This is a genomic window from Elusimicrobiota bacterium, from assembly GCA_016722575.1.
Lineage (GTDB): Bacteria > Elusimicrobiota > Elusimicrobia > FEN-1173 > FEN-1173 > JADKIY01.
The window spans coordinates 63801-87157 of sequence record JADKIY010000001.1 but is presented as its reverse complement, the minus strand read 5'-3'; the positions used below and the strand labels follow the sequence as shown (position 1 = coordinate 87157).

At 60.9% G+C, this 23357-nt stretch carries 20 protein-coding genes, 2 rRNA genes and 1 pseudogene; all 23 read left to right on the top strand.

All coding sequences use genetic code 11. The annotated features are described in order from the left end of the window. The first annotated feature begins 84 nt into the window (after positions 1-84). Positions 85-3455, top strand: a 23S ribosomal RNA gene (locus tag IPP68_00465). Positions 3456-3560: 105 nt separating this feature from the next. After that, positions 3561-3677, top strand: a 5S ribosomal RNA gene (gene rrf / locus IPP68_00460). Between the two features lie 273 nt (positions 3678-3950). After that, the gene (locus tag IPP68_00455) at positions 3951-4487 is read left to right on the top strand and encodes a 50S ribosomal protein L10 (protein ID MBL0348839.1); all 537 of its coding nucleotides are present in this window, start codon (positions 3951-3953) and stop codon (positions 4485-4487) included. A gap of 39 nt (positions 4488-4526) precedes the next feature. Continuing rightward, on the top strand, positions 4527-4913 hold the full coding sequence (gene rplL, locus IPP68_00450) for a 50S ribosomal protein L7/L12 (GenBank protein MBL0348838.1): 387 nt from the start codon (positions 4527-4529) through the stop codon (positions 4911-4913). 69 nt (positions 4914-4982) lie between these two features. Further along, complete coding sequence (rpoB, locus tag IPP68_00445; GenBank protein ID MBL0348837.1) at positions 4983-8786, top strand: DNA-directed RNA polymerase subunit beta; 3804 nt, start codon at positions 4983-4985, stop codon at positions 8784-8786. Between the two features lie 62 nt (positions 8787-8848). Then, a complete protein-coding gene (rpoC, locus tag IPP68_00440; protein ID MBL0348836.1) occupies positions 8849-12946 on the top strand; it encodes a DNA-directed RNA polymerase subunit beta' in 4098 nt (1365 codons plus the stop codon). A gap of 3 nt (positions 12947-12949) precedes the next feature. Further along, positions 12950-13336 carry a 30S ribosomal protein S12 gene (locus IPP68_00435; protein ID MBL0348835.1) on the top strand — a complete coding sequence of 129 codons (387 nt, stop codon included), beginning with the start codon at positions 12950-12952 and terminating at the stop codon, positions 13334-13336. Positions 13337-13352: 16 nt separating this feature from the next. After that, entirely contained in the window at positions 13353-13832 is a 480-nt protein-coding gene (gene rpsG, locus IPP68_00430) for a 30S ribosomal protein S7 (protein ID MBL0348834.1), read from the top strand. 30 nt (positions 13833-13862) lie between these two features. Continuing rightward, entirely contained in the window at positions 13863-15968 is a 2106-nt protein-coding gene (gene fusA / locus IPP68_00425; protein MBL0348833.1) for an elongation factor G, read from the top strand. 45 nt (positions 15969-16013) lie between these two features. Beyond that, a pseudogene (gene tuf, locus IPP68_00420) lies at positions 16014-17209 on the top strand (elongation factor Tu). Positions 17210-17401: 192 nt separating this feature from the next. Continuing rightward, a complete protein-coding gene (gene rpsJ / locus IPP68_00415) occupies positions 17402-17662 on the top strand; it encodes a 30S ribosomal protein S10 (protein MBL0348832.1) in 261 nt (86 codons plus the stop codon). A 9-nt stretch (positions 17663-17671) separates the two neighbouring features. After that, a complete protein-coding gene (gene rplC / locus IPP68_00410; GenBank protein MBL0348831.1) occupies positions 17672-18439 on the top strand; it encodes a 50S ribosomal protein L3 in 768 nt (255 codons plus the stop codon). Between the two features lie 9 nt (positions 18440-18448). Beyond that, positions 18449-19093 carry a 50S ribosomal protein L4 gene (gene rplD, locus IPP68_00405; GenBank protein MBL0348830.1) on the top strand — a complete coding sequence of 215 codons (645 nt, stop codon included), beginning with the start codon at positions 18449-18451 and terminating at the stop codon, positions 19091-19093. A 1-nt stretch (position 19094) separates the two neighbouring features. Then, positions 19095-19385: a 50S ribosomal protein L23 gene (locus IPP68_00400; protein ID MBL0348829.1), complete on the top strand. Its 291-nt coding sequence runs from the start codon at positions 19095-19097 to the stop codon at positions 19383-19385. Between the two features lie 18 nt (positions 19386-19403). Beyond that, positions 19404-20243 (top strand): 50S ribosomal protein L2, encoded by an 840-nt coding sequence (gene rplB / locus IPP68_00395; protein ID MBL0348828.1) that lies wholly within the window; start codon positions 19404-19406, stop codon positions 20241-20243. 9 nt (positions 20244-20252) lie between these two features. Then, positions 20253-20540, top strand: coding sequence for a 30S ribosomal protein S19 (gene rpsS, locus IPP68_00390; GenBank protein ID MBL0348827.1), 288 nt, complete (start codon positions 20253-20255; stop codon positions 20538-20540). A gap of 9 nt (positions 20541-20549) precedes the next feature. After that, positions 20550-20876 (top strand): 50S ribosomal protein L22, encoded by a 327-nt coding sequence (gene rplV, locus IPP68_00385; protein MBL0348826.1) that lies wholly within the window; start codon positions 20550-20552, stop codon positions 20874-20876. Positions 20877-20896: 20 nt separating this feature from the next. Beyond that, positions 20897-21739: a 30S ribosomal protein S3 gene (gene rpsC, locus IPP68_00380; protein ID MBL0348825.1), complete on the top strand. Its 843-nt coding sequence runs from the start codon at positions 20897-20899 to the stop codon at positions 21737-21739. A 1-nt stretch (position 21740) separates the two neighbouring features. Further along, a complete protein-coding gene (gene rplP / locus IPP68_00375; GenBank protein ID MBL0348824.1) occupies positions 21741-22154 on the top strand; it encodes a 50S ribosomal protein L16 in 414 nt (137 codons plus the stop codon). Between the two features lie 11 nt (positions 22155-22165). Next, positions 22166-22372 (top strand): 50S ribosomal protein L29, encoded by a 207-nt coding sequence (gene rpmC, locus IPP68_00370; protein MBL0348823.1) that lies wholly within the window; start codon positions 22166-22168, stop codon positions 22370-22372. After that, on the top strand, positions 22369-22674 hold the full coding sequence (gene rpsQ / locus IPP68_00365) for a 30S ribosomal protein S17 (protein MBL0348822.1): 306 nt from the start codon (positions 22369-22371) through the stop codon (positions 22672-22674). The genes rpmC and rpsQ overlap by 4 nt, the downstream gene beginning before the upstream one ends. Beyond that, the gene (rplN, locus tag IPP68_00360; protein MBL0348821.1) at positions 22671-23039 is read left to right on the top strand and encodes a 50S ribosomal protein L14; all 369 of its coding nucleotides are present in this window, start codon (positions 22671-22673) and stop codon (positions 23037-23039) included. The genes rpsQ and rplN overlap by 4 nt, the downstream gene beginning before the upstream one ends. Continuing rightward, on the top strand, positions 23039-23356 hold the full coding sequence (locus IPP68_00355) for a 50S ribosomal protein L24 (GenBank protein ID MBL0348820.1): 318 nt from the start codon (positions 23039-23041) through the stop codon (positions 23354-23356). Before rplN ends, IPP68_00355 begins: the two co-directional genes overlap by 1 nt. Position 23357: the final 1 nt, after the last annotated feature.

Below are 23357 nucleotides of genomic sequence, written 5' to 3'. Positions count from 1 at the left end.
TGTAGTTGTACCGAGCTTTACGACGCTGGGGTGACGTATGCCCCGGCGGAGAGAAGCGTGGTGCGACTGAGGATTCAAAGATGCGGCTAAGCTACAAAGAGCGCATGGTGGATGCCTTGGCGCCAGAAGTCGATGAAAGACGTGGCCAGCGACGATACGCCCCGGGGAGGTGCAAGCAACCTTTGATCCGGGGATCTCTGAATGGGGAAACCCTCATCGGTGACAAACCGATGAACGTTCAAGGAAAGGCCGGCGGGAAACCGCCGGAGATACCTTGATCGAGACAACCCAGGGAAGTGAAACATCTCAGTACCTGGAGGAAGAGAAATCAAACGAGATTCCCCTAGTAGTGGCGAGCGAACGGGGAACAGCCTAAACCTGCCTTACGGCAGGGGTTGCAGGGCTCATCCGGTTTAGAGCCGGTAAGTAAAAAATCGTTGAGTTAGCGGAACGTGCCTGGAAAGGCCGACCAAAGAGGGTGAGAGTCCCGTACGCGAAAATTCAACGACTTACGATGAGTTCCTAAGTAACGCCGAGCACGTGAAATTCGGCGTGAATCTGGGGAGACCACTCTCCAAGGCTAAATACTCTCTGGCGACCGATAGTGAACCAGTACCGCGAGGGAAAGGTGAAAAGGACCCCTGACGGGGAGTGAAAAGAACCTGAAACCGTGCGTTTACAAGCAGACGAAGAGCTATGCCCCGCAAGGGGAATGCTCGACGTCGTGCCTGTTGAAGAATGATCCGGCGAGTTACTGTTGCATGCAAGGTTAAGGGCCCAAGGGCCCGGAGCCGTAGCGAAAGCGAGTCTTAACGGGCGAATAGTATGCAATAGTAGACCCGAAGCCAGTCGATCTAACCCAGGACAGGGTGAAGTCACCTTAACCGGTGATGGAGGCCCGAAGCGTTGAGTGTTGAAAAACTCCTGCATGAGCTTGGGTTAGGGGTGAAAGGCCAATCGAGGCTGGTGATAGCTGGTTCTCCCCGAAATAGCTTTAGGGCTAGCGTGGAGCGATGACCGTGTGAGGTAGAGCACTGGATAGTGTAGGGCCGAATACCTCGGTTCCGAATCTAACCAAACTCCGAATACATACGGGAAAACTCCGCAGTCAGTTCACGAGGGCTAAGCTTCGTGCGCAAGAGGGGAACAACCCAGACCGTCGACCTAGGTCCCAAAATTCAGGTTAAGTGGTAAAGGATGTGATTTGACTCAGACAGCGAGGAGGTTGGCTTAGAAGCAGCCATCCTTTAAAGAGTGCGTAACAGCTCACTCGTCAAGTTAAGTCGCGCCGAAAAAGTCCGGGGCTAAAACCTGATACCGCAGTCACGGCTGTGAGGTGGATTCGTCCATCTCACGGGGTAGGGGAGCGTTCCGTTGTAGGATGAAGGCATACCGATAGGAGTGCTGGACGAAACGGAAGTGAGGATGTCGGAATAAGTAGCGATAAGGTCTGTGAGAATCAGACCCGCCGTAAGCCTAAGGTTTCCTTGTTTAAAGTTCGTCTGAACAGGGTCAGTCGGTCCTAAGTCGAGGCCGAAAGGCGTAGATGATGGGCATCAGGTTAATATTCCTGAACCACGTCTTGTGGGTCATGTTGAGGGGGGACGCAGAAAGGTAAGCCGGCCAATAGAAGGTCATTGGTCCAAGGTCGTAGGGAGGTTCTCCAGGCAAATCCGGAGGGCCGTTAATCCCGAGAGCCGAGCGCGAGTCCGTCGCAAGACGGGCGAAGTGGCCCAACTCCGCTGCCAAGAAAAGCCCCGCAAATACTGCAAGGCGTGTCCGTACCGCAAACCGACACAGGTAGGCAAGGAGAATATCCTCAGGCGCGCGAGCGAACTCTCGCTTAGGAACTAGGCAAACTGGCCCCGTAACTTCGGAAGAAGGGGTGCCCGTTGACTTAACTCCGTACAGGGGAAGGGTCTGACGGGCCGCAGTGAATGGGGAGCCGCGACTGTTTAACAAAAACACAGGACTCTGCTGAAATCGCAAGATGACGTATAGGGTCTGATGCCTGCCCGGTACTGGAAGGTCATGGTAAGATGTCAGCCGCAAGGCGAAGCTTCGAACTTAAGCCCCAGTAAACGGCGGCCGTAACTATAACGGTCCTAAGGTAGCGAAATTCCTTGTCGGGTAAGTTCCGACCTGCACGAATGGCATAACGAAGGCTCCGCTGTCTTGGCGAGAGGCTCGGCGAAATTGTGGTATCCGTGAAGACGCGGATTACCTGCGGTTAGACGAAAAGACCCCGTGGAGCTTTACTGTAACTTGTTATTGCGTTTTGGGATTGGATACGTAGGATAGGTGGGAGCCTTTGAAGCGCTGGTTTTGGCCGGCGTGGAGGCGTCCTTGAAATACCACCTTTTCGGTTCTGAGACGCTAACCCTGTGCCGTTTATCCGGCCGGGGAACAGTAGCAGGCGGGCAGTTTAACTGGGGCGGTTGCCTCCTAAAGAGTAACGGAGGCGTTCCAAGGTTCTCTCAGGGCGTATAGAAATCGCCTGTCGAGTGCAAGAGCAGAAGAGAGCTTAACTGCGAGGCCTACAAGCCAAGCAGATCGGAAACGAGGATCTAGTGATCCGGTGGTTGATTGTGGGATTGCCATCGCTCAACGGATAAAAGCTACCCCGGGGATAACAGGCTTAACCAACAAATAGGCCCCTTCGCGAGCAATTGCGGAGGATAAAAAATCAGGCTTACAACGGTGAAACCCAAAAGTCCTTAGTTGAAACACACACGCGCAATGGGCGCGCGGCGACACACGTCGCCGAAGGAAAAGGGCAATACCGTGTGTTTGGTCGGTGATTGACGCCGATCCGACATGTAACGACTGTGCCACGCTCGAAGAGCGTCGCGACGATCTCCTCGTACAAGGGTTTCGTACGGCACGACTTTGGTTAGGAAGGGACCGAGCCGGTCCTTTCACTTTACGACCAAGGTAACACGCCTGACTCCTGTCTTTGACAGGATGATGATATAGTCTGCACCCCATGGAAATGGGGAATATTGTGTATCGGATCCAAGAGCCCATATCGACGATCCGGTTTGGCACCTCGATGTCGGCTCATCGCATCCTCCCGCTGGAGTCGGTGGGAAGGGTTTGGCTGTTCGCCAATTAAAGCGGTACGTGAGCTGGGTTCAGTACGTCGTGAGACAGTACGGTCTCTATCTACCGTAGGCGCAGGACATTTGAGGGTGAGTCGTCTCTAGTACGAGAGGACCGAGATGAACGCGCCTCTGGCGTACCGGTTGGCCCGCCCGGGCCATGGCCGGATAACTATTGCGCGGAACGGATAAACGCTGAAAGCATCTAAGCGTGAAGCCAGCCCCAAGATGAGATGTCCCGTCCCCTTGTGGGACCTAAAGACCAGGAGAAGACTACTCCGTTGATCGGCGGGATGTGGAAGTGCGGCAACGCACGTAGCTAACCCGTACGAATCGGTCGTGAGGCTTAGTCGCATCTGTGAATCCAACATGAGAAGCGCTTGACTTTCCTATCCGTGAGTTGAGGACCGTCGGTCCGGCTCTTTCCAATCCAAACGCACGTCGTACGGGGGCAGAATTCCCGGTGCTTGTCGCGATGGGGTCACACCCGTTCCCATTCCGAACACGGCCGTTAAGCCCATCCGCGCTGATGGTACTTGGACCGCAAGGTCCCGGGAGAGTAAGTCAGTGCCGGGAGTTGTGCTCCTGACGCTTGCGTTTTGGACGCACTTTTCATACAATGTGTTGCCCTTTCCGGGCGATCCATTTCCATAGCCATGCGGCAATGACCGTAGGGGTCGCAACTCACCGCGACTGAATTGGCTCGAGTGAGCCTCCCTACCGAGGCGCCCTTTTTTTTGTTCGGAGGGCGGCCCGACCTCCTAAGGCTTACGAGGACCGGGACGCGTTGAAGAAAACACTCTTCACCGTCGGTGGGAGTGTTTTTTTGTTTTTACGGGGAAAAATACGATGCCCAGCTTACGCAAAGAACGAGAAGAATCGGTTCAAACCCTCACCCAGGATTTTGACGGCCTGGAGGGGTTGGTCGTCGCCGGCTACGTCGGCGTCAAGACCCCGGAGCTCAACGAGCTCCGCGGCAAGCTTCGCCCGATCAAGGCGAAATGCCAAATCGTCAAAAACCGCCTGGCGAAGATCGCCCTGAAGAACAAGGGGATCGACGGGGCGTTTTCGGATTTCTTCACCGGCCAATCGGCCCTGGTGATTCAAAAAGGCGACGCGATCGCCGGCCTCAAAGTTCTGGTGGAGTTCGAAAAAGCCCACGAGAACTGGAAGATCCGCGCGGGCTACATCAACGGCAAAATCCTCAAGCCCGCCGAGATCAAGGCCATGGCGTCTCTGCCGTCGCGCAACGTTTTGTTGGCGCAGTTGTTGGGTCGTTTGCAGGGGCCCCTCCAGGGGTTCCACGGCGTGCTCAACGCGCATCTTCAAAATCTGGCCGGCGCGCTCGACCAGATCGCCAAGCAAAAAGAAAAGCAGTCCCACTAATCGTTTTCAGGGCAAACGCCCTCTCGGAGGAGGAAGACCATGGCAAAGTGCACAGCAGACGACGTCCTCGAATCCATCGACGCATGGACCGTTTTGGACGTACACAAGCTCGTCAAGGGCTTGGAAGATAAATACGGAATCACCGCGGCTCCCGCGGCGGTCGCGGTGGCGGCCGGTGGCGGAGCGGCGGGCGCGGCCCCGGCGGCCGAAGAGAAGACGAGTTTCTCCGTCGTTCTCATGGGCGCGGGCGCGGCGAAGATCAACGTCATTAAAGTCGTCCGCGAGCTCACGGGCCTCGGCTTGAAAGAAGCCAAGGATCTCGTCGAAGCGGCGCCGAAGCCGGTGAAGGAAGGTTTGGACAAAGCCGCCGCCGAAGACATGAAGAAGAAGTTGGTGGACGTCGGCGCCACGGTTGAAGTGAAATAAGAGAATTCGGACTCGAATCAACGGAATTCATTTCCCCTTGATCGACCCCCAAGGTCAGACAGGACTCGAATGAAAAAAGTCTCGTTCGCCCGTATTCACCCGGCCATTGAACTGCCCCAGCTTCTGGAGATGCAGACGCGGTCCTATGAAGAATTTCTTCAGAAGGACGCGTCGCCCTCCGAGCGGAAAATCCAGGGGCTGCAAGCGGCGTTCATGGACGTGTTCCCGATCACCAGCACGGACGAAGTCCTTTCGCTCGAGTTCATGCACTACACCCTGGGCGAGCCCCGCTACACCGTCGAAGAGGCCCTGGCGAAAGACGCCAATTACTCCTCGCAGTTGCGCGCGTGGCTCCGTTTGGTCCAAAAGCAGCCGGGCGGCAAACCCAAAGTCCTGACCGAACAGGAAGTCTATTTCTGCGACCTGCCGCTCATGACCACGCCGGCCACCTTCGTCATCAACGGGGTGGAGCGCGTCGTGGTCAGCCAGCTGCACCGGTCCCCGGGCGTGATCTTCGAGGAAGACGAAGAAAAGAAGATCTCCTCCTACGGCAAGAAGCTCTACTTCGCGCGCCTCATTCCCTACCGCGGCGCCTGGGTGGAGTTCGAGTTCGACCTCAACAACGCCATTTTCGTCCGCATCGACAAGAAGCGCAAATTGCCGGCGACCACCCTCCTTCGCGCCATGGGCGTGGAGACGGACGCCGAAATTTTGTCGCTCTTCTACGACGTGGAAACCCTGAACCTGTCCAGCGCGCAATCCGAAGACGTGGTCGGCAAGATCGTCGCCAAGGACGTGGTGGACACCAGCTCCGGGGAAATCGTCCTCGAAGCCAACAAGGAAATCACCCGGGAAGTCTTCCTCCGCCTCCAGGACAAGAAAGTCCGCTCGGTGGACGTGCTCAAGTCGGACCCCCAAGTCAACGACGTGGCGATCCGAAACACGCTCCTCAAGGACAACATCAAGACCCGCAAAGAAGCCATCCAGGCCATTTACCGCGTGGTCCGCGCCCAGGAATTCATCGTTCCCGAGCAGGCCGAATCCTATTTGGAAAACATGCTGTTCAAGTCCATCCGCAAATACGACCTGACGAAGGTGGGCCGGTTCAAAATCAACCGCAAGCTCATGCCCTTCCTCGAGTCCCTCGCGGAGCGGAAAGACTTCAAGTTCGAAGTGCCCAACGACCGGCGCCGCACCCTGTGCCGGGAAGACGTCATCGCGACGCTCCAATATTTGATCCTGCTCAACAACGAAGCCACGACCCACACCTTCGGCAAAACGACCGTGAAGGTGGAGATCGACGACATCGACCATTTGGGCAACCGCCGCATCCGTTCCGTCGGCGAGCTCATGGAAAACCAGATCCGCGCCGCCATCGCCCAGATGGCCCGCCTGGTCCGGGAGCGCATGAACGTTCAAGAGAACGTCCAGATCACGCCCCGCACCCTGGTGAACGCCTCCGCCGTCGTGGCGGCCGTCCGCCGCTTCTTCGGCTCCAGTCAGCTTTCGCAGTTCATGGACCAGACGAACCCCCTGGCCGAAATGACCCACAAACGCCGTCTCTCGGCCCTCGGCCCCGGCGGGTTGAACCGGAAACGGGCGGGCTTCGAAGTCCGCGACGTTCACCACACCCACTACGGACGCCTCTGCCCCATCGAAACGCCGGAAGGCCCGAACATCGGCTTGATCACGTCGTTGGCCTGCTACGCCCGCATCAACCAGTACGGGTTGATCGAAACCCCCTACCGCAAGGTGGAAAAGGGCCGCGTGACCAGCGAAATTGACTATTTGACGGCGGACAAAGAGGACAATTTTGTGATTGCCCAGGCCAACGCGCCCGTTGATAAGAGCGGGAAGTTCACCTCGGACATCATCGCCTGCCGCTTCAAAGGCGACTTCCCGCAGAAGGCCCCCGACGACATCGACTACATGGACATTTCGCCCGTGCAGGTCGTTTCGACCTCGGCGGCCCTGATTCCCTTTTTGGAACACGACGACGCGAACCGCGCCCTCATGGGTTCCAACATGCAACGGCAGGCCGTTCCCCTGCTGTTCCCCGAACGCCCCCTGGTGGGCACGGGCATCGAAGGACGCGTGGCCCGGGATTCCGCGGCCGTGGAAGTGGCGCGCCGGGGCGGCGTGGTGGTGTCGGCCGCCAGCGACCACGTGGCCGTCTGGAGCGACGAGGGGAAACCCGGCGTCGACCTCTACAATTTGCGCAAATACGCGCGCTCCAACCAGGACACCTGCCTCAACCAGCTGCCCTGCGTGAAGCAATTTGAAAAAGTGGCCAAAGGCGACGTGCTGGCCGACGGCCCCTCCACCCAGGAAGGCGAGTTGGCCCTGGGGCGCAACCTGCTCGTGGCGTTCATGCCCTGGGAAGGGTACAACTACGAAGACGCGATCATCCTCTCCGAGCGCCTGGTGCGCGACGACGTCTTCACCTCCATCCACATTTCGGAGTTCCAGGTGGAAGCCCGGGACACCAAGATGGGCGCCGAGGAAATCACCAAGGACATTCCCAACGTGGGCGCCGAATCCCTGGCCCATTTGGACGACACGGGCATCATCCGCGTCGGCGCCGAAGTGGCCCCCGGCGACATCCTCGTCGGCAAAGTCGCCCCCAAGGGCGACCAGCAGACGACGCCCGAAGAGCGGCTCCTGAAAGTCATTTTCGGCAAAAAAGCCGAAGACGTGATGGACGCCTCCCTGCGGGTGCCCCCCGGCGTCACGGGCAAGATTTTGTCGACCAAAGTTTTCGTCCGCAAAGAAAAGATGGCCAAAAAAGACGAAAACAAGAAAATGAAGGAAATCGATCTGGCGCTGGAAGAAAAGCTGGAGCTCCTCCGCGCCGACCGCAAGGCCCACTACGCCGACATCGACGACCGTCTGGCCGGCGGCAAGATTTCCAAGGCCCAGGCCAAGGAAATGAAGGAAATGTTCGAGTCCCTGGCCGACCGCCGGATCGACGAAGCCAAGCGGATGGCCGCCCGGGAAAAAGAAAATTTCAAAATGGGCGACGAATTGCCCGTCACGGTCAACCGCATCGTGAAGGTCTACATCGCCTCCAAGCGCAAAATCCAGGTCGGCGACAAGCTGGCCGGCCGCCACGGCAACAAAGGCGTCGTGGCCAAGATCGTTCCGCCCGAGGACATGCCCTACATGCCGGACGGGACGCCCATCGACGTGGTGCTCTCGCCCCTCGGCGTGCCCTCCCGGATGAACGTCGGGCAGTTGCTCGAGTGCATGCTCGGCTGGGCCGCCCACGTGCTGAACGTCGAAACCGTCACCCCGGTGTTCGACGGCGCCAAGGAAGAGCAGATCCACGATTTGATGCGCCAGGCCAAGGACAAGCTGCGCGAAAAAGGCTACCCCGAAAAGTATCTGCCCTCCGACGACGGCCGCATCCAGCTGTTCGACGGCCGCACCGGCGACGCCTTCGCGAGCAAAGTCACCGTGGGCTTCATGTACATCCTGAAGCTCGCCCACCTGGTGGAAGACAAGATCCACGCGCGCTCGACGGGCCCGTACTCGCTCATCACGCGCCAGCCGCTCGGCGGCAAGGCGCAGTTCGGCGGCCAGCGCTTCGGCGAAATGGAAGTCTGGGCCATCGAAGGCTACGGCGCCTCCCACACGCTGCAGGAATTTTTGACGGTCAAGTCCGACGACGTTCAGGGCCGGACCAAGATGTACGAAGCGATCATCCGGGGCGAAGTCTCCACGGAGCCGGGCGTGCCGGAAAGCTTCCGCGTGCTCGTGCGCGAACTGCAGTCGCTCGGCATGAACGTGGAGTTGGTGAAGACCGATGGGGCCAAAGACGGCGGCGAATCCGCCAAAAAGTCGGCGGCCAAAGAAGCCGTGGCGAAGGAGTAACCGTGACGACCCTTTTTGCCGAACGTAAAAAAGAATCCACCAAGAAGAAGGCCCCCACCGGGTTGAATTTCACCAACTTCGACGCGGTGCGCCTCACCATCGCCTCCGCGGACCAGATTTCGTCCTGGAGCCACGGCGAAGTGCGGAAACCCGAAACCATCAACTACCGCACCTTCAAGCCCGAGCGCGACGGCCTGTTCTGCGAGCGCATTTTCGGCCCCGTGCGGGACTGGGAGTGCAACTGCGGCAAGTACAAATTCATCAAGTACAAAGGCGTCGTGTGCGATCGTTGCGGCGTCGAAGTCACCGAATCCAAAGTTCGGCGCGAGCGGATGGGCCACATCGAGTTGGCCGTCCCCGTGGCGCACGTGTGGTTCCTGCGCAAGTCGCCCTCCCGCATGGGCACGCTGCTCAATTTGAAGCTGTCCGACCTGGAAAAGGTCGTTTATTACGCCCGGCACATCGTGCTCGAGGACTGGAAAGACGCCGACGGCAAAGCCAAGTACAAGGCGCGCCAGCTCCTGACCGACGAGGAACACCACAAAGCCTACGACGACACCAAAGGCAAGATCAAGGTGGGCATCGGCGCCGGCGCCATCCGCCAATTGCTGGAAGAAATCGACGTCAAGAAAGAAGCCGTCGAAGTCCGCGCCAATTTGAAGGAAGCCACCTCGGAAGCCGAAAAAACCCGGCTGGTCAAACGCCTCCGAATTCTCGAAGGCTTCGTCCGCTCCGCCACCCGCCCCGAGAACATGGTGCTGACGGTCCTGCCGGTCATCCCGCCGGACCTCCGCCCCTTGGTGCCCCTGGAAGGCGGCCGCTTCGCCACCTCGGACCTCAACGATTTGTACCGCCGCATCATCAACCGAAACAACCGGTTGAAGCACATCGAGGGCCTGCGCGCCCCCGAAGTCATGGTGCACAACGAGAAGCGGCTCCTCCAGGAAGCCGTCGACGCGCTGTTGGAAAACGGCGTCCACGGCAAAGTGGTCGTGGGCGCGGGCAACCGCCCCTTGAAGTCCCTCTCGGACATTTTGAAGGGCAAACAGGGCCGCTTCCGCCAGAACCTCCTCGGCAAACGCGTGGACTATTCCGGCCGCTCCGTCATCGTCGTGGGCCCGAACCTGAAGCTCCACCAGTGCGGTCTCCCCAAAGAGATGGCCCTGGAACTCTTCAAGCCCTTCATCATCCACGAATTGATGAAACGCGAAAACTGCACCCTCCGGGCCGCCAAGCGCATGCTGGAACGCGTGAAGCCCGAAGTGTGGGACATTTTGGAACAGGTGACGAAAAGCCACCCCGTGCTCCTGAACCGCGCCCCGACGCTGCACCGCCTGGGCATCCAGGCCTTTATGCCGGTGCTCATCGAAGGCAAGGCCATTCAGCTGCACCCGCTGACCTGCGCCGCCTTCAACGCGGACTTCGACGGCGACCAGATGGCGGTCCACGTGCCGCTCTCGCTTGAAGCCCAGTTGGAAGCCCGCATTCTCATGATGGCCACCAACAACATTTTGTCGCCCGCCTCGGGCCGCCCCATCGCCGTGCCCAGCCAGGACATGGTCTTGGGTTGCGCCTACCTGACCAAGGAAAAGCTCGGCGTCCCCGGCGAAGGCAAGATTTTCGGCACCCGGGAAGAAGTGATTTCCGTCCAGCAGACCGGCGAGATCGACCTGCACGCCCGCATCAAAGTCGACGGGGTCAACCCGCTGACGGAAGAGGGCCTGGGCGAAAAAGACATCCACAACGCCGCCAAGTGGAAACATTACACGACCGTCGGCCGCGTCCTTTTCAACGAAGTCGTCCCCCCGGAGCTGGGCTACCTCAACCAGCCGATTTCCAAAAAAGAATTGGTGGGCTTGGTGGACCGCTGCTACCGCGAGCTGGGCGTCTCCCGCACCGTCGTGTTTCTGGACGAGGTCAAACGGCTGGGCTACCGCCACGCCACCCGCGCCGGCCTGTCGATTTCCATTTCCGAAATGCACATTCCGAAACTCAAGGAAGAGCTGGTTCGGAAAGCCAAAGTCGAAATCAAAGACATCGAGAAGCAGTCCAAAGCCGGCGTGATCACCGATTCCGAACGCTACAACAAGATCATCGACTTGTGGACCCACGTGACCGACCAAATCGCCGACGTCATGTTCGACGACATGAAGAAGACCGAATTGGCCGTCTTCAACCCCAAGGAAGCCAAATTCAACTCGGTGTTCATGATGGCCGACTCCGGCGCCCGGGGCAGCCGCCAGCAGATCCGGCAATTGGCCGGCATGCGCGGTTTGATGCAAAAACCCCAGAAAAAGATCACCGGCGCCGTCGGTGAAATCATCGAGTCCCCCATTATTTCGAACTTCCGCGAAGGCCTGACCGTGTTGGAATACTTCATCTCCACCCACGGCGGACGAAAAGGCTTGGCCGACACCGCGCTCAAAACCGCGGACGCCGGCTACCTCACCCGCCGCCTGGTGGACGTGGCCCACGACATCGTGGTCTCCGCGGACGACTGCGGCACCATCAACGGCATCCGCATCGGCACCATCCGCTCGGGCGAAGACATCATCGAACCTTTGGAAGAGCGCCTGGTCGGCCGGTTCACCCTGGACAACGTGGTGAACCCCATGACCGACGAGCTCCTGGTCAAGCCGGGCCACATGATCACCGCGGCCCAGGCCAAACAGGTCGCGGCCTCGGGCATCGACCGCATCCGGATCCGCTCGGTGCTCACCTGCGAAGCGGAGCACGGCGTCTGCGCCAAGTGCTACGGGCTGAACCTGGCCAACGGCCGCTTGGTCGAGATCGGCGAAGCCGTGGGCGTCATCGCGGCCCAGTCCATCGGCGAACCCGGCACCCAGCTGACCCTCCGCACCTTCCACATCGGCGGCACGGCGAGCCGCGTCATTCAGCGCTCGCAGGTCGTCACCGAAAAGGGCGGCACGGTCAAGTTCATCAATTTCCGCACCATCAAAAACCGGAACGGGGAGCTCATCTGCGTCTCCCGCAACGGCGTCCTCTCCATCCGCGAAACCGGCGGCGGGCAGGAGCGGGAACACTACGACATCCCCTACGGCGCGCGCCTCAAAATCGCCGACGGCAAAAAGGCGGAGTCCGGCGAGATCCTGGCCGAGTGGGACCCCTACTCCCTCCCCATTATTTCCGAGTACGAAGGCGCCGTGAAGCTCCAGGACGTGGTGGACGGCATCACCATGCACGAAGAGCGCAACCGCATCACGGGCCTGATCGAACGCGTGATCATCGAGCACCGCGCCGAGCAGCTGCACCCCTCGGTCCTGGTCATGAAGGGCAACAAGAAAGAAGCCAGCTACCCCCTCCCGGTGGACACGAACATCGTGGTCCAGGACGGCGACAAGGTGGAGCCGGGCGACGTGGTGGCCAAGATTCCCCAGGAAGTGTCCAAGACCAAGGACATCACGGGCGGTCTCCCCCGCGTGGCGGAACTTTTTGAAGCGCGCAAGCCGCGCAACTCGGCGGTCGTCTCCGAAATCGACGGCGTCGTGAAGCTGGGCCAGACGGCCCGCGGCACGATGAAAGTCACCGTGACCAACGAGGAAACCGGCCTGGCCCGGGACTACAGCATCCCCCAGGGCAAGCACTTGGTGGTCTACGAAGGCGACCGCGTCGGCGTGGGCGAACCCCTGACGGACGGCTCGGTCAACCCGCACGACATTCTGCGCGTGCGCGGCGCCAAGGAAGTCCAGGAATTTTTGGTCAACGAAATCCAGGAAGTGTACCGCCTGCAGGGCGTGGGCATGAACGACAAGCACATCGAAATCATCGTTCGGCAGATGCTGTCCAACGTGCTCATCACGAAGTCGGGCGACACGGATTTCCTGGCCGGCGAAGTGGTCTCCAAAGTCCGCTTCAACCGGGAGAACAAGCGCGTCGGGGACGCCAAAAACGATCCGGCCGACGCCCAGCCCATTCTGCTCGGCATCACGAAGGCCTCGCTGTCGTCGGATTCCTTCATCTCGGCGGCGTCCTTCCAGGAAACGACCCGCGTCCTCACGGACGCCTCCGCCACGGGGCAGTTGGACCCCCTGCGGGGCTTGAAAGAGAACGTCATCATCGGGCACCTCATTCCAACGGGATCCGGATTTTACGACCGCGCGCGGGCCGACAAGGCCAAAGCGGCCGCTTCGGGGAGATAATCAATGACGACAACGAATCAATTGGTGCGCGCCGGCCGGGAGCCTCTCGGCTACAAGACCAAGGCGCCCGCCCTCAAATCCTCGCCGCAGCGCCGCGGGGTGTGCACGCGCGTTTACACGACGACGCCCAAAAAGCCCAACTCGGCCCTCCGCAAGGTCGCCCGCGTGAAGCTCTCGACGGGCATGGAAGTCACGGCCTACATCCCCGGCGTCGGCCACAATTTGCAGGAACACTCGATCGTGTTGGTGCGCGGCGGCCGCGTGAAGGACTTGCCCGGCGTGCGCTACCACATCATCCGCGGTCCCCTGGACGCCACGGGCGTTACGGACCGACGGCAGGGGCGCTCGAAGTACGGCGCCAAACGGCCCAAGGCCGCTGAGAAGAAATAACCGGGAAGGATAAACCATGCCCCGCAAACCACTCAAACCCCGCGAACGCCGCGGCATTCCGGACCCGGATTTCAAATTCGGTTCCACGCTGGCCTCGCGTTTCATCGGCCGCATCAATTTCGAAGGCAAGAAGATCACCGCCGAGAAGATTTTCTACGGCGCCCTCGACCAGATTCAGAAGAAGTTGAACGAAGACCCCATGGCGGTGTTCACCCGGGCCATTGAAAACGCCCGCCCGCACCTGGAAGTCCGCCCCCGCCGCGTCGGCGGCGCGACCTACCAGGTCCCCATGGAAGTGCGCCCGGAGCGCGGCGCCACCATCGCGTTCAAATGGATTTTGCAGATCGCCCGGGGCAAGACCGGCAAGCCCATGGCGGACCGCCTCGCGGAAGAGATCCTTCTCTGCAGCAAAAAAGAAGGCGCCGTGATGAAAAAGCGCGAAGACACGCACAAAATGGCCGAAGCCAACCAGGCCTTCGCCCACTACCGCTGGTAAGAATTTAAAAAAAAGGAAACCGAGACCGTCATGGCCCGTCAGTATCCCCTCAACAAAGTCCGGAACATCGGCATCACCGCGCACATCGACGCGGGGAAAACCACCACGACCGAGCGCGTGTTGTACTACACCGGCCGCATCCACAAGATCGGCGAGGTGCACGAAGGCACGACGACCATGGACTGGATGGAGCAGGAGCGCGAGCGCGGCATCACCATCACCTCGGCCGCGACCTACTGCCGCTGGCGGGACTGCCAAATCAACATCATCGACACCCCGGGCCACATCGATTTCACCGCCGAAGTGAACCGCTCCCTGCGCGTCCTGGACGGCGCGGTGGTGCTGTTGGACGGTTCCCAGGGCGTCGAGCCCCAGTCGGAAACCAACTGGCGCCTGGCGGACCAGTACCACGTCCCCCGCTTGATTTTCGCGAACAAAATGGACAAAGTCGGCGCGGACTTCTACGACTGCGAAAAGTCGGTCGCCGAAAAGCTGGGCGTCAAGGGCGTGCCCATCCAGCTCCCCATCGGGGCGGAAGGGTCCTTCAAAGGCATCGTCGATTTGGTGGAGATGAACGCCCACGTGTGGTCGGGCGAGGAACTGGGCGCCGCCTTCGAGATCGTCGAGATCCCGGCGGACCTGAAGGAAAAGGCCAAGGCCTACCGCGAGCATTTGATCGAATCCCTGGCGGATTACGACGACGAATTCGCGACCAACTTTTTGGAAGGCAAGGAAATCACCAAGGACGAGATCAAGCGCGTTCTGCGGAAGGCCACGATCACCGGCAAATTCTTCCCCATGCTTTGCGGCTCCTCCTTCAAGAACAAGGGCGTGCAGCCGATGTTGGACGCCGTGTGCGACTACCTGCCGGCCCCGACGGACCTGCCGGCCAAGGTCGGCCACGAGCCCGGCACCGAGAAGGAACTGCTGCGGGAAGCCACCGACGACGGCCCGTTCTCGGCCCTCGCCTTCAAGATTCAAAGCGACCCCCACGTCGGCAAAGTGACCTATTTCCGCGTCTACACGGGCGTGATCAAATCCGGCTCCTACGTGTTCAACGCGAACACCGGCAACCGCGAGCGCCTGGGCCGCATCCTCCGCATGCACGCCAACAAACGCGAGGAAATCGAGCAGGTCAACGCCGGCGAAATCGCCGCGGGCGTCGGCCTCAAGGCCGTCAAAACCGGCCACACGCTTTGCGACGAAGAAACGCCGATCATTTTGGAATCCATGAAGTTTCCCGAGCCGGTCATTTCGGTCGCCATCGAACCCAAGTCCAAGGCGGACGAGGAAAAGATGGGCGTGGCCCTGGCCCGCTTGGAAGACGAAGACCCGACCTTCCGCGTCCGCACCGACACGGAAACGAACCAGACCATCATCGCCGGCATGGGCGAACTGCACCTGGACATTCTGGTGGACCGCATGAAACGCGAGTTCAACGTCCAGGCCAACGTCGGCCAGCCCCAGGTGGCCTACCGGGAAACCTTCCGCAAGAAGGTGGAGTCGGAAGGCAAATACATCAAGCAGACGGGCGGCCGCGGCCAATACGGCCACGTGTGGCTCGAGCTGGAACCCCTGGCCCCGGGCAGCGGCTTCGAATTTGTCGACAAGATCAAAAGCGGCCGCGTGCCCCGGGAATACATCCCCGCCGTGGAAAAAGGCCTTCGCGAGTCGATGGAATCGGGCCCCATGGCCGGCTACCCCATGGTGGACTTCCGCGCCACGCTCTTCGACGGCAGCTTCCACGAAGTCGACTCCAACGAAATGGCCTTTAAGATCGCGGCCTCCCTCGCTTTGAAAGACGGCGTCCGCCGCGCGGGCGCGGTCCTGCTCGAGCCCATCATGCGCATCGACGTGACCACGCCCAAGGATTACCTGGGCGACGTCATGGGCGACTTGATGCGCCGCCGCGGCAAGATCGAAAGCCAGGACAACAAGGGCAACGTGACGATCATCCACGGCACCGTCCCTTTGAAGGAAATGTTCGGTTACGCGACGACGTTGCGGTCGCTCTCCCAGGGCCGGGCGAACTACAGCATGACGCCCAGCCACTACGAGGACGCGCCGACCAACGTGCAAAAAGAGATCGTCGAAAAATATCAAGGTGCGGTGAGCGCCGGCACGCTGGCGCGCTAGTTTTCAATCGAATCCAACGAACGCTGAACGCAAGGAGCAACGACCATGGCGAAACCCAAATTTGAGCGCACGAAACCGCACGTGAACGTGGGGACGATCGGACACGTGGACCACGGGAAAACGACCTTGACGGCGTCGATTCTCCAGGTGTTGTCGAAGCAGGGCAAAGCGCAGATCAAGTCGTACCAAGACATCGCCAAGGGCGGCACGGTGCGGGACGATTCAAAGATCGTGACGATCGCGGTGTCGCACGTGGAGTACGAGTCGGACAAGCGGCACTACGCGCACATCGACTGCCCGGGCCACGCGGACTACATCAAGAACATGATCACGGGCGCGGCGCAGATGGACGGAGCGATTTTGGTGGTGTCGGCGGCGGACGGGCCGATGCCGCAAACGCGGGAACACGTGCTGTTGGCGCGTCAGGTGAACGTGCCGAACCTGGTGGTGTTCCTGAACAAAGTGGATTTGGTGGACGACCCGGAACTGTTGGACTTGGTGGAGATCGAAGTCCGGGACTTGTTGAAGAAATACGAATTTCCCGGGGACAAAGTGCCCGTGATCCGCGGCAGCAGCATGAAGGCGATGCAGGGGGACCAGAGCGAGATCGGCGAGAAGTCGATCCTGAAGCTGATGGAAGCCCTGGACAGCGCGATTCCGGACCCGAAACGGGAACTGGACAAGCCGTGCCTGATGTCGGTGGAAGACGTGTTTACGATCACGGGGCGCGGAACGGTGGCGACGGGACGGATCGAGCGGGGTCGCATGAAAGTGGGCGACAACGTGGAGATCGTTGGGATCCAGGACACGAAGAAGACGGTCGTGACGGGATCGAAATGTTCCGGAAGTTGATGGACGAGGCGCAGGCCGGGGACAACGTGGGCGTGCTGTTGCGGGGGATTGAAAAGGACCAGATCGAGCGCGGGCAGGTGATTTGCGCGCCGGGGTCGATCCAGCCGCACAAGAAGTTCAAGGGGCAGGTTTATATTTTGACGAAGGAAGAAGGCGGGCGGCACACGCCGTTCTTCAACGGGTACCGGCCGCAGTTCTACGTGCGGACGACGGACGTGACGGGGAGTTTGAAGTTGAAGCCCGGGGTGGAGATGGTGATGCCGGGGGACAACGTGGAAGTGGAAGTGGAGTTGATGGTGCCGGTGGCGCTGGAGAAGAACGTGCGGTTCGCGATCCGCGAAGGCGGCCACACCGTGGGCGCCGGCGTCGTCACCGAAATTTTGGCGTAAGGACGAGGGATATGACGACAGCGACGGTGGAAGTGGAAATGTTCGACGGGCGTCACGAAGTGACGCTCCATGTGCGGGACGCCCGGGCCGAAGGGTCCGTCGATTGCGTCTTCTCGGTGAACTGACGTGAGCGCTCCCACCCCCGCCGCCCAGCAGAAGATCCGCATCCGCCTCCGGGCCTACGACCACCGGATGCTGGACGACTCGCTCGCGAAGATCGTCGAGACGGCCCAACGGACCGGCGCGGCCCTGGCCGGCCCGGTGCTCCTGCCGACGCAGATCAAGAAGTACACCGTGAACCGGTCGGTGCACACGGACAAAAAGTCGCGCGAACAATTTGAAATGCGCATTCATAAGCGGTTGGTGGACATTCTTGAGCCCACGGCCAAAACCGTCGAGGAAATGATGAAGCTCGATCTGCCGGCGGGTGTGGACGTGGAGATTAAACTTTAGGTTGACCCCATGACGGAACAAGCGACCGAACCAAAAGCCATTGACGCCACGGCCCAGCCCGGGAAAGCCCCGGCGCTGAAAGCCATCCTGGCGAAGAAAATCGGGATGACCCGGGTGTACAACCCCAAAGGGGAATTCATTCCCGTCACCGTTCTGGAATCGGCCGCCTGCCGCGTGGTGCGCGTCGTGACCCAGGCCAAGAACGGCTACGAAGCCGTCCAGCTCGGGTTGGGCGACGTGAAGGCGAAGAACATCAACAAGCCGGAATCCGGCCACTTCGCCGCGACCCAGGTGCCGCCCTCGCGCTGGCTGCGGGAATTCCGCGTGCCCAAGACCGAAGGCTTCACCGCCGGCCAAACCGTGCGGGTGGACCAGTTCGCCGCGGGCGACGCCGTCGACGTGACGGGCGTCATCAAAGGCAAGGGCTTCGCCGGTGCCGTCAAGCGCCACCGCTTTAAAGGCGGTCCCAAGACCCACGGTCAATCGGACCGCTGGCGCGCGCCCGGCTCCTCGGGCCGCGAACGCGTGTGGCCCGGCAAACGCGGCCCCGGCCACATGGGCGCCGAGTGGAAGACCGTCCAACGCCTCGAAGTGGTGAGCGTGGACCTCGATCAGAATTTGTTGCTGCTCCGCGGCTCCGTGCCCGGTCCGGACGGAACGTGCGTGTCGGTGTATCAAACCACGCGGCCCCGCCGCGCCAAGAAAGTCGTCGCGACCGCCGCGGCGAAAAAAGCCGCCAAGGCTCCGGCCAAGGCCGCGAAGCCCGAGAAGAAATAAGAGGAATTTATGTCTTTGACCGTTGACGTCATCAACAACAAAGGGTCCAAGGTCGGCAGCGCCGACCTGTCCGAGCAGGTGTTCGGCGTGAAGGCCCCGCGCGCGCTGATCCACGAAGTGGTCACCGCGTATCTGGCCAACGTGCGGCGCGGCACCCATTCCACGAAAACCCGCGGCGAAGTGTCCGGCGGGGGACTCAAGCCGTGGAAGCAAAAACACACCGGCCGCGCCCGGGCCGGCTCCATCCGCTCGCCCCTGTGGCGCGGCGGCGGAATCACCTTTGGTCCCAAGCCCCGCAGCTACTACCAGGCGGTTCCCCCGGCGAAGCGCCGGCTGGCCTTGAAGGCCGTGCTGTCGGATTTCTTCACCGCCGGCAAGCTCCGGGTCATCGAGGATTTCGACGTGAAAGAGGCGAAGACGAAAGCCGCCGCGGAATTGGCCCGGGGCCTCAAGCTCGCGCCCAAGTCCGTCGTCGTGGTCACGGCCCTGAGCGCGACGCTGCTCCGCGCCGCGCGCAACCTGGCGGACCTCCGCGTCTGCCGCGCCCAGGACCTCAACAGCTACAACGCGATTTTGGCCGACGAGCTGGTCTTTACCCGCGCGGCCCTCGAACAAATCACCCAGCGCCTCGTCGGCGCGGCGGAGGCGAACTGACATGAGGCCCTTGGCGGACGTTCTTCGTCGGCCGCTCGTCACCGAGCGCACGACCCAGTTGCGGGAGCAGAACAAATTCGTTTTCGAAGTCGACCCCGGGGCCACCAAAGGCCAGATCCGGGAAGCCGTGCAGTCCGCCTTCAAGGTGGACGTGCTGGACGTCAACACCATGAACGTGCCGGGCAAGCTCCGCCGTCGCGGCGCCCACGCCGGCTACCAAACCTCTTGGAAAAAGGCCATCGTGAAGCTCAAGGCCGGCCAAGAAATCAAATACGCGGAACCCGCGAAATAATCGGGGAAAGAAAACGCCATGCCGATGAAATCCTTTAAAGCCTACACCCCGTCGCGACGGTTCATTACCGTCGAAGACTTCTCGGAGATCACCAAGACGACGCCCGAGAAGGCCCTCCTGCGCCCGCTCACCAAAAAAGGCGGCCGCAACAACACCGGCCAAGTGATGGTCCGTTTCCGCGGCGGCGGGCACAAGCGGATGTATCGCGTCATCGATTTCAAGCGCGAAAAGTTCGGCGTGCCGGCCAAAGTCGCCGCCATCGAGTACGACCCGAACCGCTCCGCCCGCCTGGCCCTGCTCCACTACCGGGACGGCGAGAAGCGCTACATTCTGCAACCGGTCGGCATCAAGCCCGGCGACGTGCTGATGTCCGGCCCGACCGCCGAAATCAAAAACGGCAACGCCCTGCCCCTGGCCAACATCCCCGTCGGCACCATCGTGCACGCGGTGGAAATGGTGCCCGGCAACGGCGCCCAGTTCGCGCGCTCGGCCGGCGCCTCGGTCCAGATCATGGCCCGCGAAGGCGGCTACGTGACGATCAAGATGCCCTCGGGCGAAATCCGCCTGGTGCCGGACGGCGGCATGGCCACCATCGGCCAGGTGGGCAACACCGAGCACGAAAATTTGACGATCGGCAACGCGGGGCGCAATCGCCACCGCGGGTTCAAGTCCCACGTTCGCGGCACGGCCATGAACGCGGTGGACCACCCGCACGGCGGCGGCCGCGGCCGATCCAAAGGCAACAACCAGCCCCGGTCGCCGTGGAACCAGCCGGCCAAAGGCTACAAGACCCGGTCGGACAAGCAGCACCACTGGATGATCATCCGCCGCCGCACCGACGGCGCCGAGCAAGCGTAAGGAGCCCCCATGAGCCGTTCTCAGAAAAAGGGCCCGTTCGTCGACCCGAACCTGCAGGAAAAGGTTCAAGCCGCCCGCGCGGCCGGCGACAAAAAGCCCATCAAAACCTGGGCCCGGGCCAGCATGATCAGCCCCGAGTTCGTGGGCTTGACGATCGCGATCCACAACGGCAAAAAGCACCAGCCGATTTTTGTCACCGAGCAGATGGTGGGCCACCGCCTGGGCGAGTTCGCCCCCACCCGCTATTTCCGAGGCCACGGCGAAGCGCACACCAAAGAAGCCGCGGCGAAAACGTAAGGACGACCTATGCAAGCCATTGCGCACGCGCGTTTCGCACGATATTCCTACCGCAAGGTGGGCCAGGTGTTGGGGCTCATCCGCGGGAAGTCCGTCATCGACGCCATGGGGATGCTCCCGTGGGTCCCCCGGGCCTGCCGGGTGTTGGTCGGCAAGACGCTCAAGAGCGCCGTCGCCAACGCGGGGAAAAGCGCGGATCCCGCCCGCCTCAAAGTCGCTCAAGCGTGGGTGAACCACGGTCCGGCTCTCAAACGCGTGATGCCCAAAGCGATGGGCGCCCGCGCGATGTTCAAACGCAAAACCAGTCACCTCACGATCACCGTGAGCGACAATTAGCGAAGGGATAACACTTTCTCATGGGTCACAAAACACACCCCAAAGGCATCCGGCTCGGCTACATCCGCGACTGGGATTCGAAATGGCTGAACCTCAAGGAGATGCCCTCCTTGATCGAAGAGGATCAGAAGATCCGGAAATTTTTGAAAGGCCGCCTGAAGCTGGCCGCGGTCTCCAAAATCGGCATCGAGCGCACGGGCAAGTACCTGCGCGTCAACATTTACACCGCGCGCCCGGGCCTGGTCATCGGTAAAAAAGGCGCCGACATCGAAGGCCTGCGGTCCGTCATCGAAGACATGACGAGCCTGAAGACCCGCATCGAGATCATCGAGATCAAGAAACCCGAAATCGACGCCCAGCTGGTGGCCGAAGGCGTGGCCATGCAGTTGGAAAAGCAGGTCGGTTTCCGCCGGGCCATGAAGCGCTCCATCGAGCGCGCCATGCAGGCCGGGGCCCTCGGGATCAAGATCCAGGTGGCCGGCCGTCTGGGCGGCGCCGAAATCGCCCGCACCGAATGGCTCAAGGAAGGCCGCGTGCCGCTCCAGACCTTCCGCGCCGACATCGACTACGGCTTCACGGAAGCGCACATCAACATGGGCACCATCGGGGTCAAAACCTGGGTGTTCCGCAAAGAGCTTTTCAAGAAGACCGACGCGGACCTGATGGAAGAAGTGCGCGTCATCGAAGAGAAGGAAAAAGAAGAATTGGCCAAGAAGGCCGAGCAGGGGCTGGACACGGCGGAACCCGTGCTGGCGCTCGAGCCCGCCGCCGACGCCGAAGTGATCGAGGAAGAGGTCATGAAGGCCGTCGAGCAGGAAGAAACGGAAGCGCGCAAGCGCACCGAGCTGGAAGGGAAGAAATAACATGTTGATGCCGACCCGGGTCAAATACCGTAAATCCCAACGCGGCCGCCTGAAAGGGTGCACCAAGGCCGGCGCCTTCGTGTCCTTCGGCGAGTTCGGCCTCCAGGCCCTGGAAGCCCATTGGATCACCGCCCGGCAGATCGAAGCCGTCCGCGTGACCCTGGCGCGATTTTTGAAAAAAGGCGGAAAAGTCTGGATCCGCATTTTCCCCGACAAACCCGTTTCCAAGAAGCCGGCCGAAACCCGGATGGGAAAAGGAAAAGGCAACCCCGAGTTCTGGGTGGCCGTCGTGAAGCCGGGCCGCGTCCTGTTTGAAATCGAAGGCGTGACCGCCGAGGTGGCGAAGCAGGCCATGATCCTGGCCGGCCACAAGCTGCCCATCAAAACGCGCTTTGTCCAGCGCGATCATTTCTAAGAGAGCGCGCCATGGCGAAAAAGAAAGAAGACACGAATTTCGGGGAATTGTCGAAAGACGAGCTCCGGGGGAAATTGCAGGAATCGCGGGACAAGCTGTTTCAGCTTCGCTTTCAAAACGCGACGGCCCCGTTGAAAAACCATCGGGAAATCCGCGCCACCCGGCGAAACATCGCCCGGGCGATGACGTTTTTAAAGCAGAAAGGGGAGAACGCGTGACGACCAAAGTGGAACGCGCCGATCGCAAGACGTTGGAAGGGGTGGTCCTTTCCGACAAAATGAACAAGACCCGCGTGGTGGAAGTGGAGCGCCGGCTGCGGCACGCCCGGTACGGCAAAGTGCTCATCCGCTCCTCTAAATTGTACGCCCACGACGAGAACAACGAAAGCAAAGCCGGCGACCGGATTTCGGTGATGGCCACGCGCGCCCTGTCGAAGCAGAAACGCTGGCGCCTGGTGAAGATCCTGGAACGCGCCGGCGTCGCGCAAGGCGTCGACACGTCCCTGGGAGGGAAGTCGTGATTCAAGAACGAAGCATTTTAAAAGTCGCCGACAACTCGGGCGCCCGCCTGGTGCGGGTGTTCCGCATGCACGGCGGGTCGCGCCGCCGCTACGCCTATCTGGGCGACGTGGTGACCGCCTCGGTGCAAAACGCCCTGGCCGATTCCAGCATCAAAAAAGGCGAAGTGGTGAAGTGCGTGGTCGTCCGCACCCGCAAGGAAAAGCGCCGTCCGGACGGCAGCTACGTCCGCTTCGACGACAACGCCGGCGTCCTGATCGACGAGAACGGCGAACCGCGGGGCACGCGTATTTTCGGCCCCATCGCCCGGGAACTGCGCGAAAAGAACTATTTGAAGATCATCTCCCTCGCTCCGGAGGTCGTGTAATGGCTCTGGCCACCGTACGCAAAAAAGACAAAGTCCGCATTCTGGCCGGGAAAGACCGGGGCAAAGAAGGGGAAGTGTTGGACGTCGACCTCGCGGGGCGCCGCGTGCTGGTCGCGAAACTCAATATGGTCAAACGGCACACCAAAGGCACGCCCCAGAACCCCGGCGGCGTCAAGGAGCAGGAAGCGTTCCTGCCCATGTCCAAGGTGATGTTGCTTTGCCCCAAGTGCAAACGGACCGCGCGGCCCAAGGCCGGCGCCTTGTCCGACGGCACCAAAGCCCGCGTCTGCCGCAACTGCGGCGAGATGGTCGGGTAGG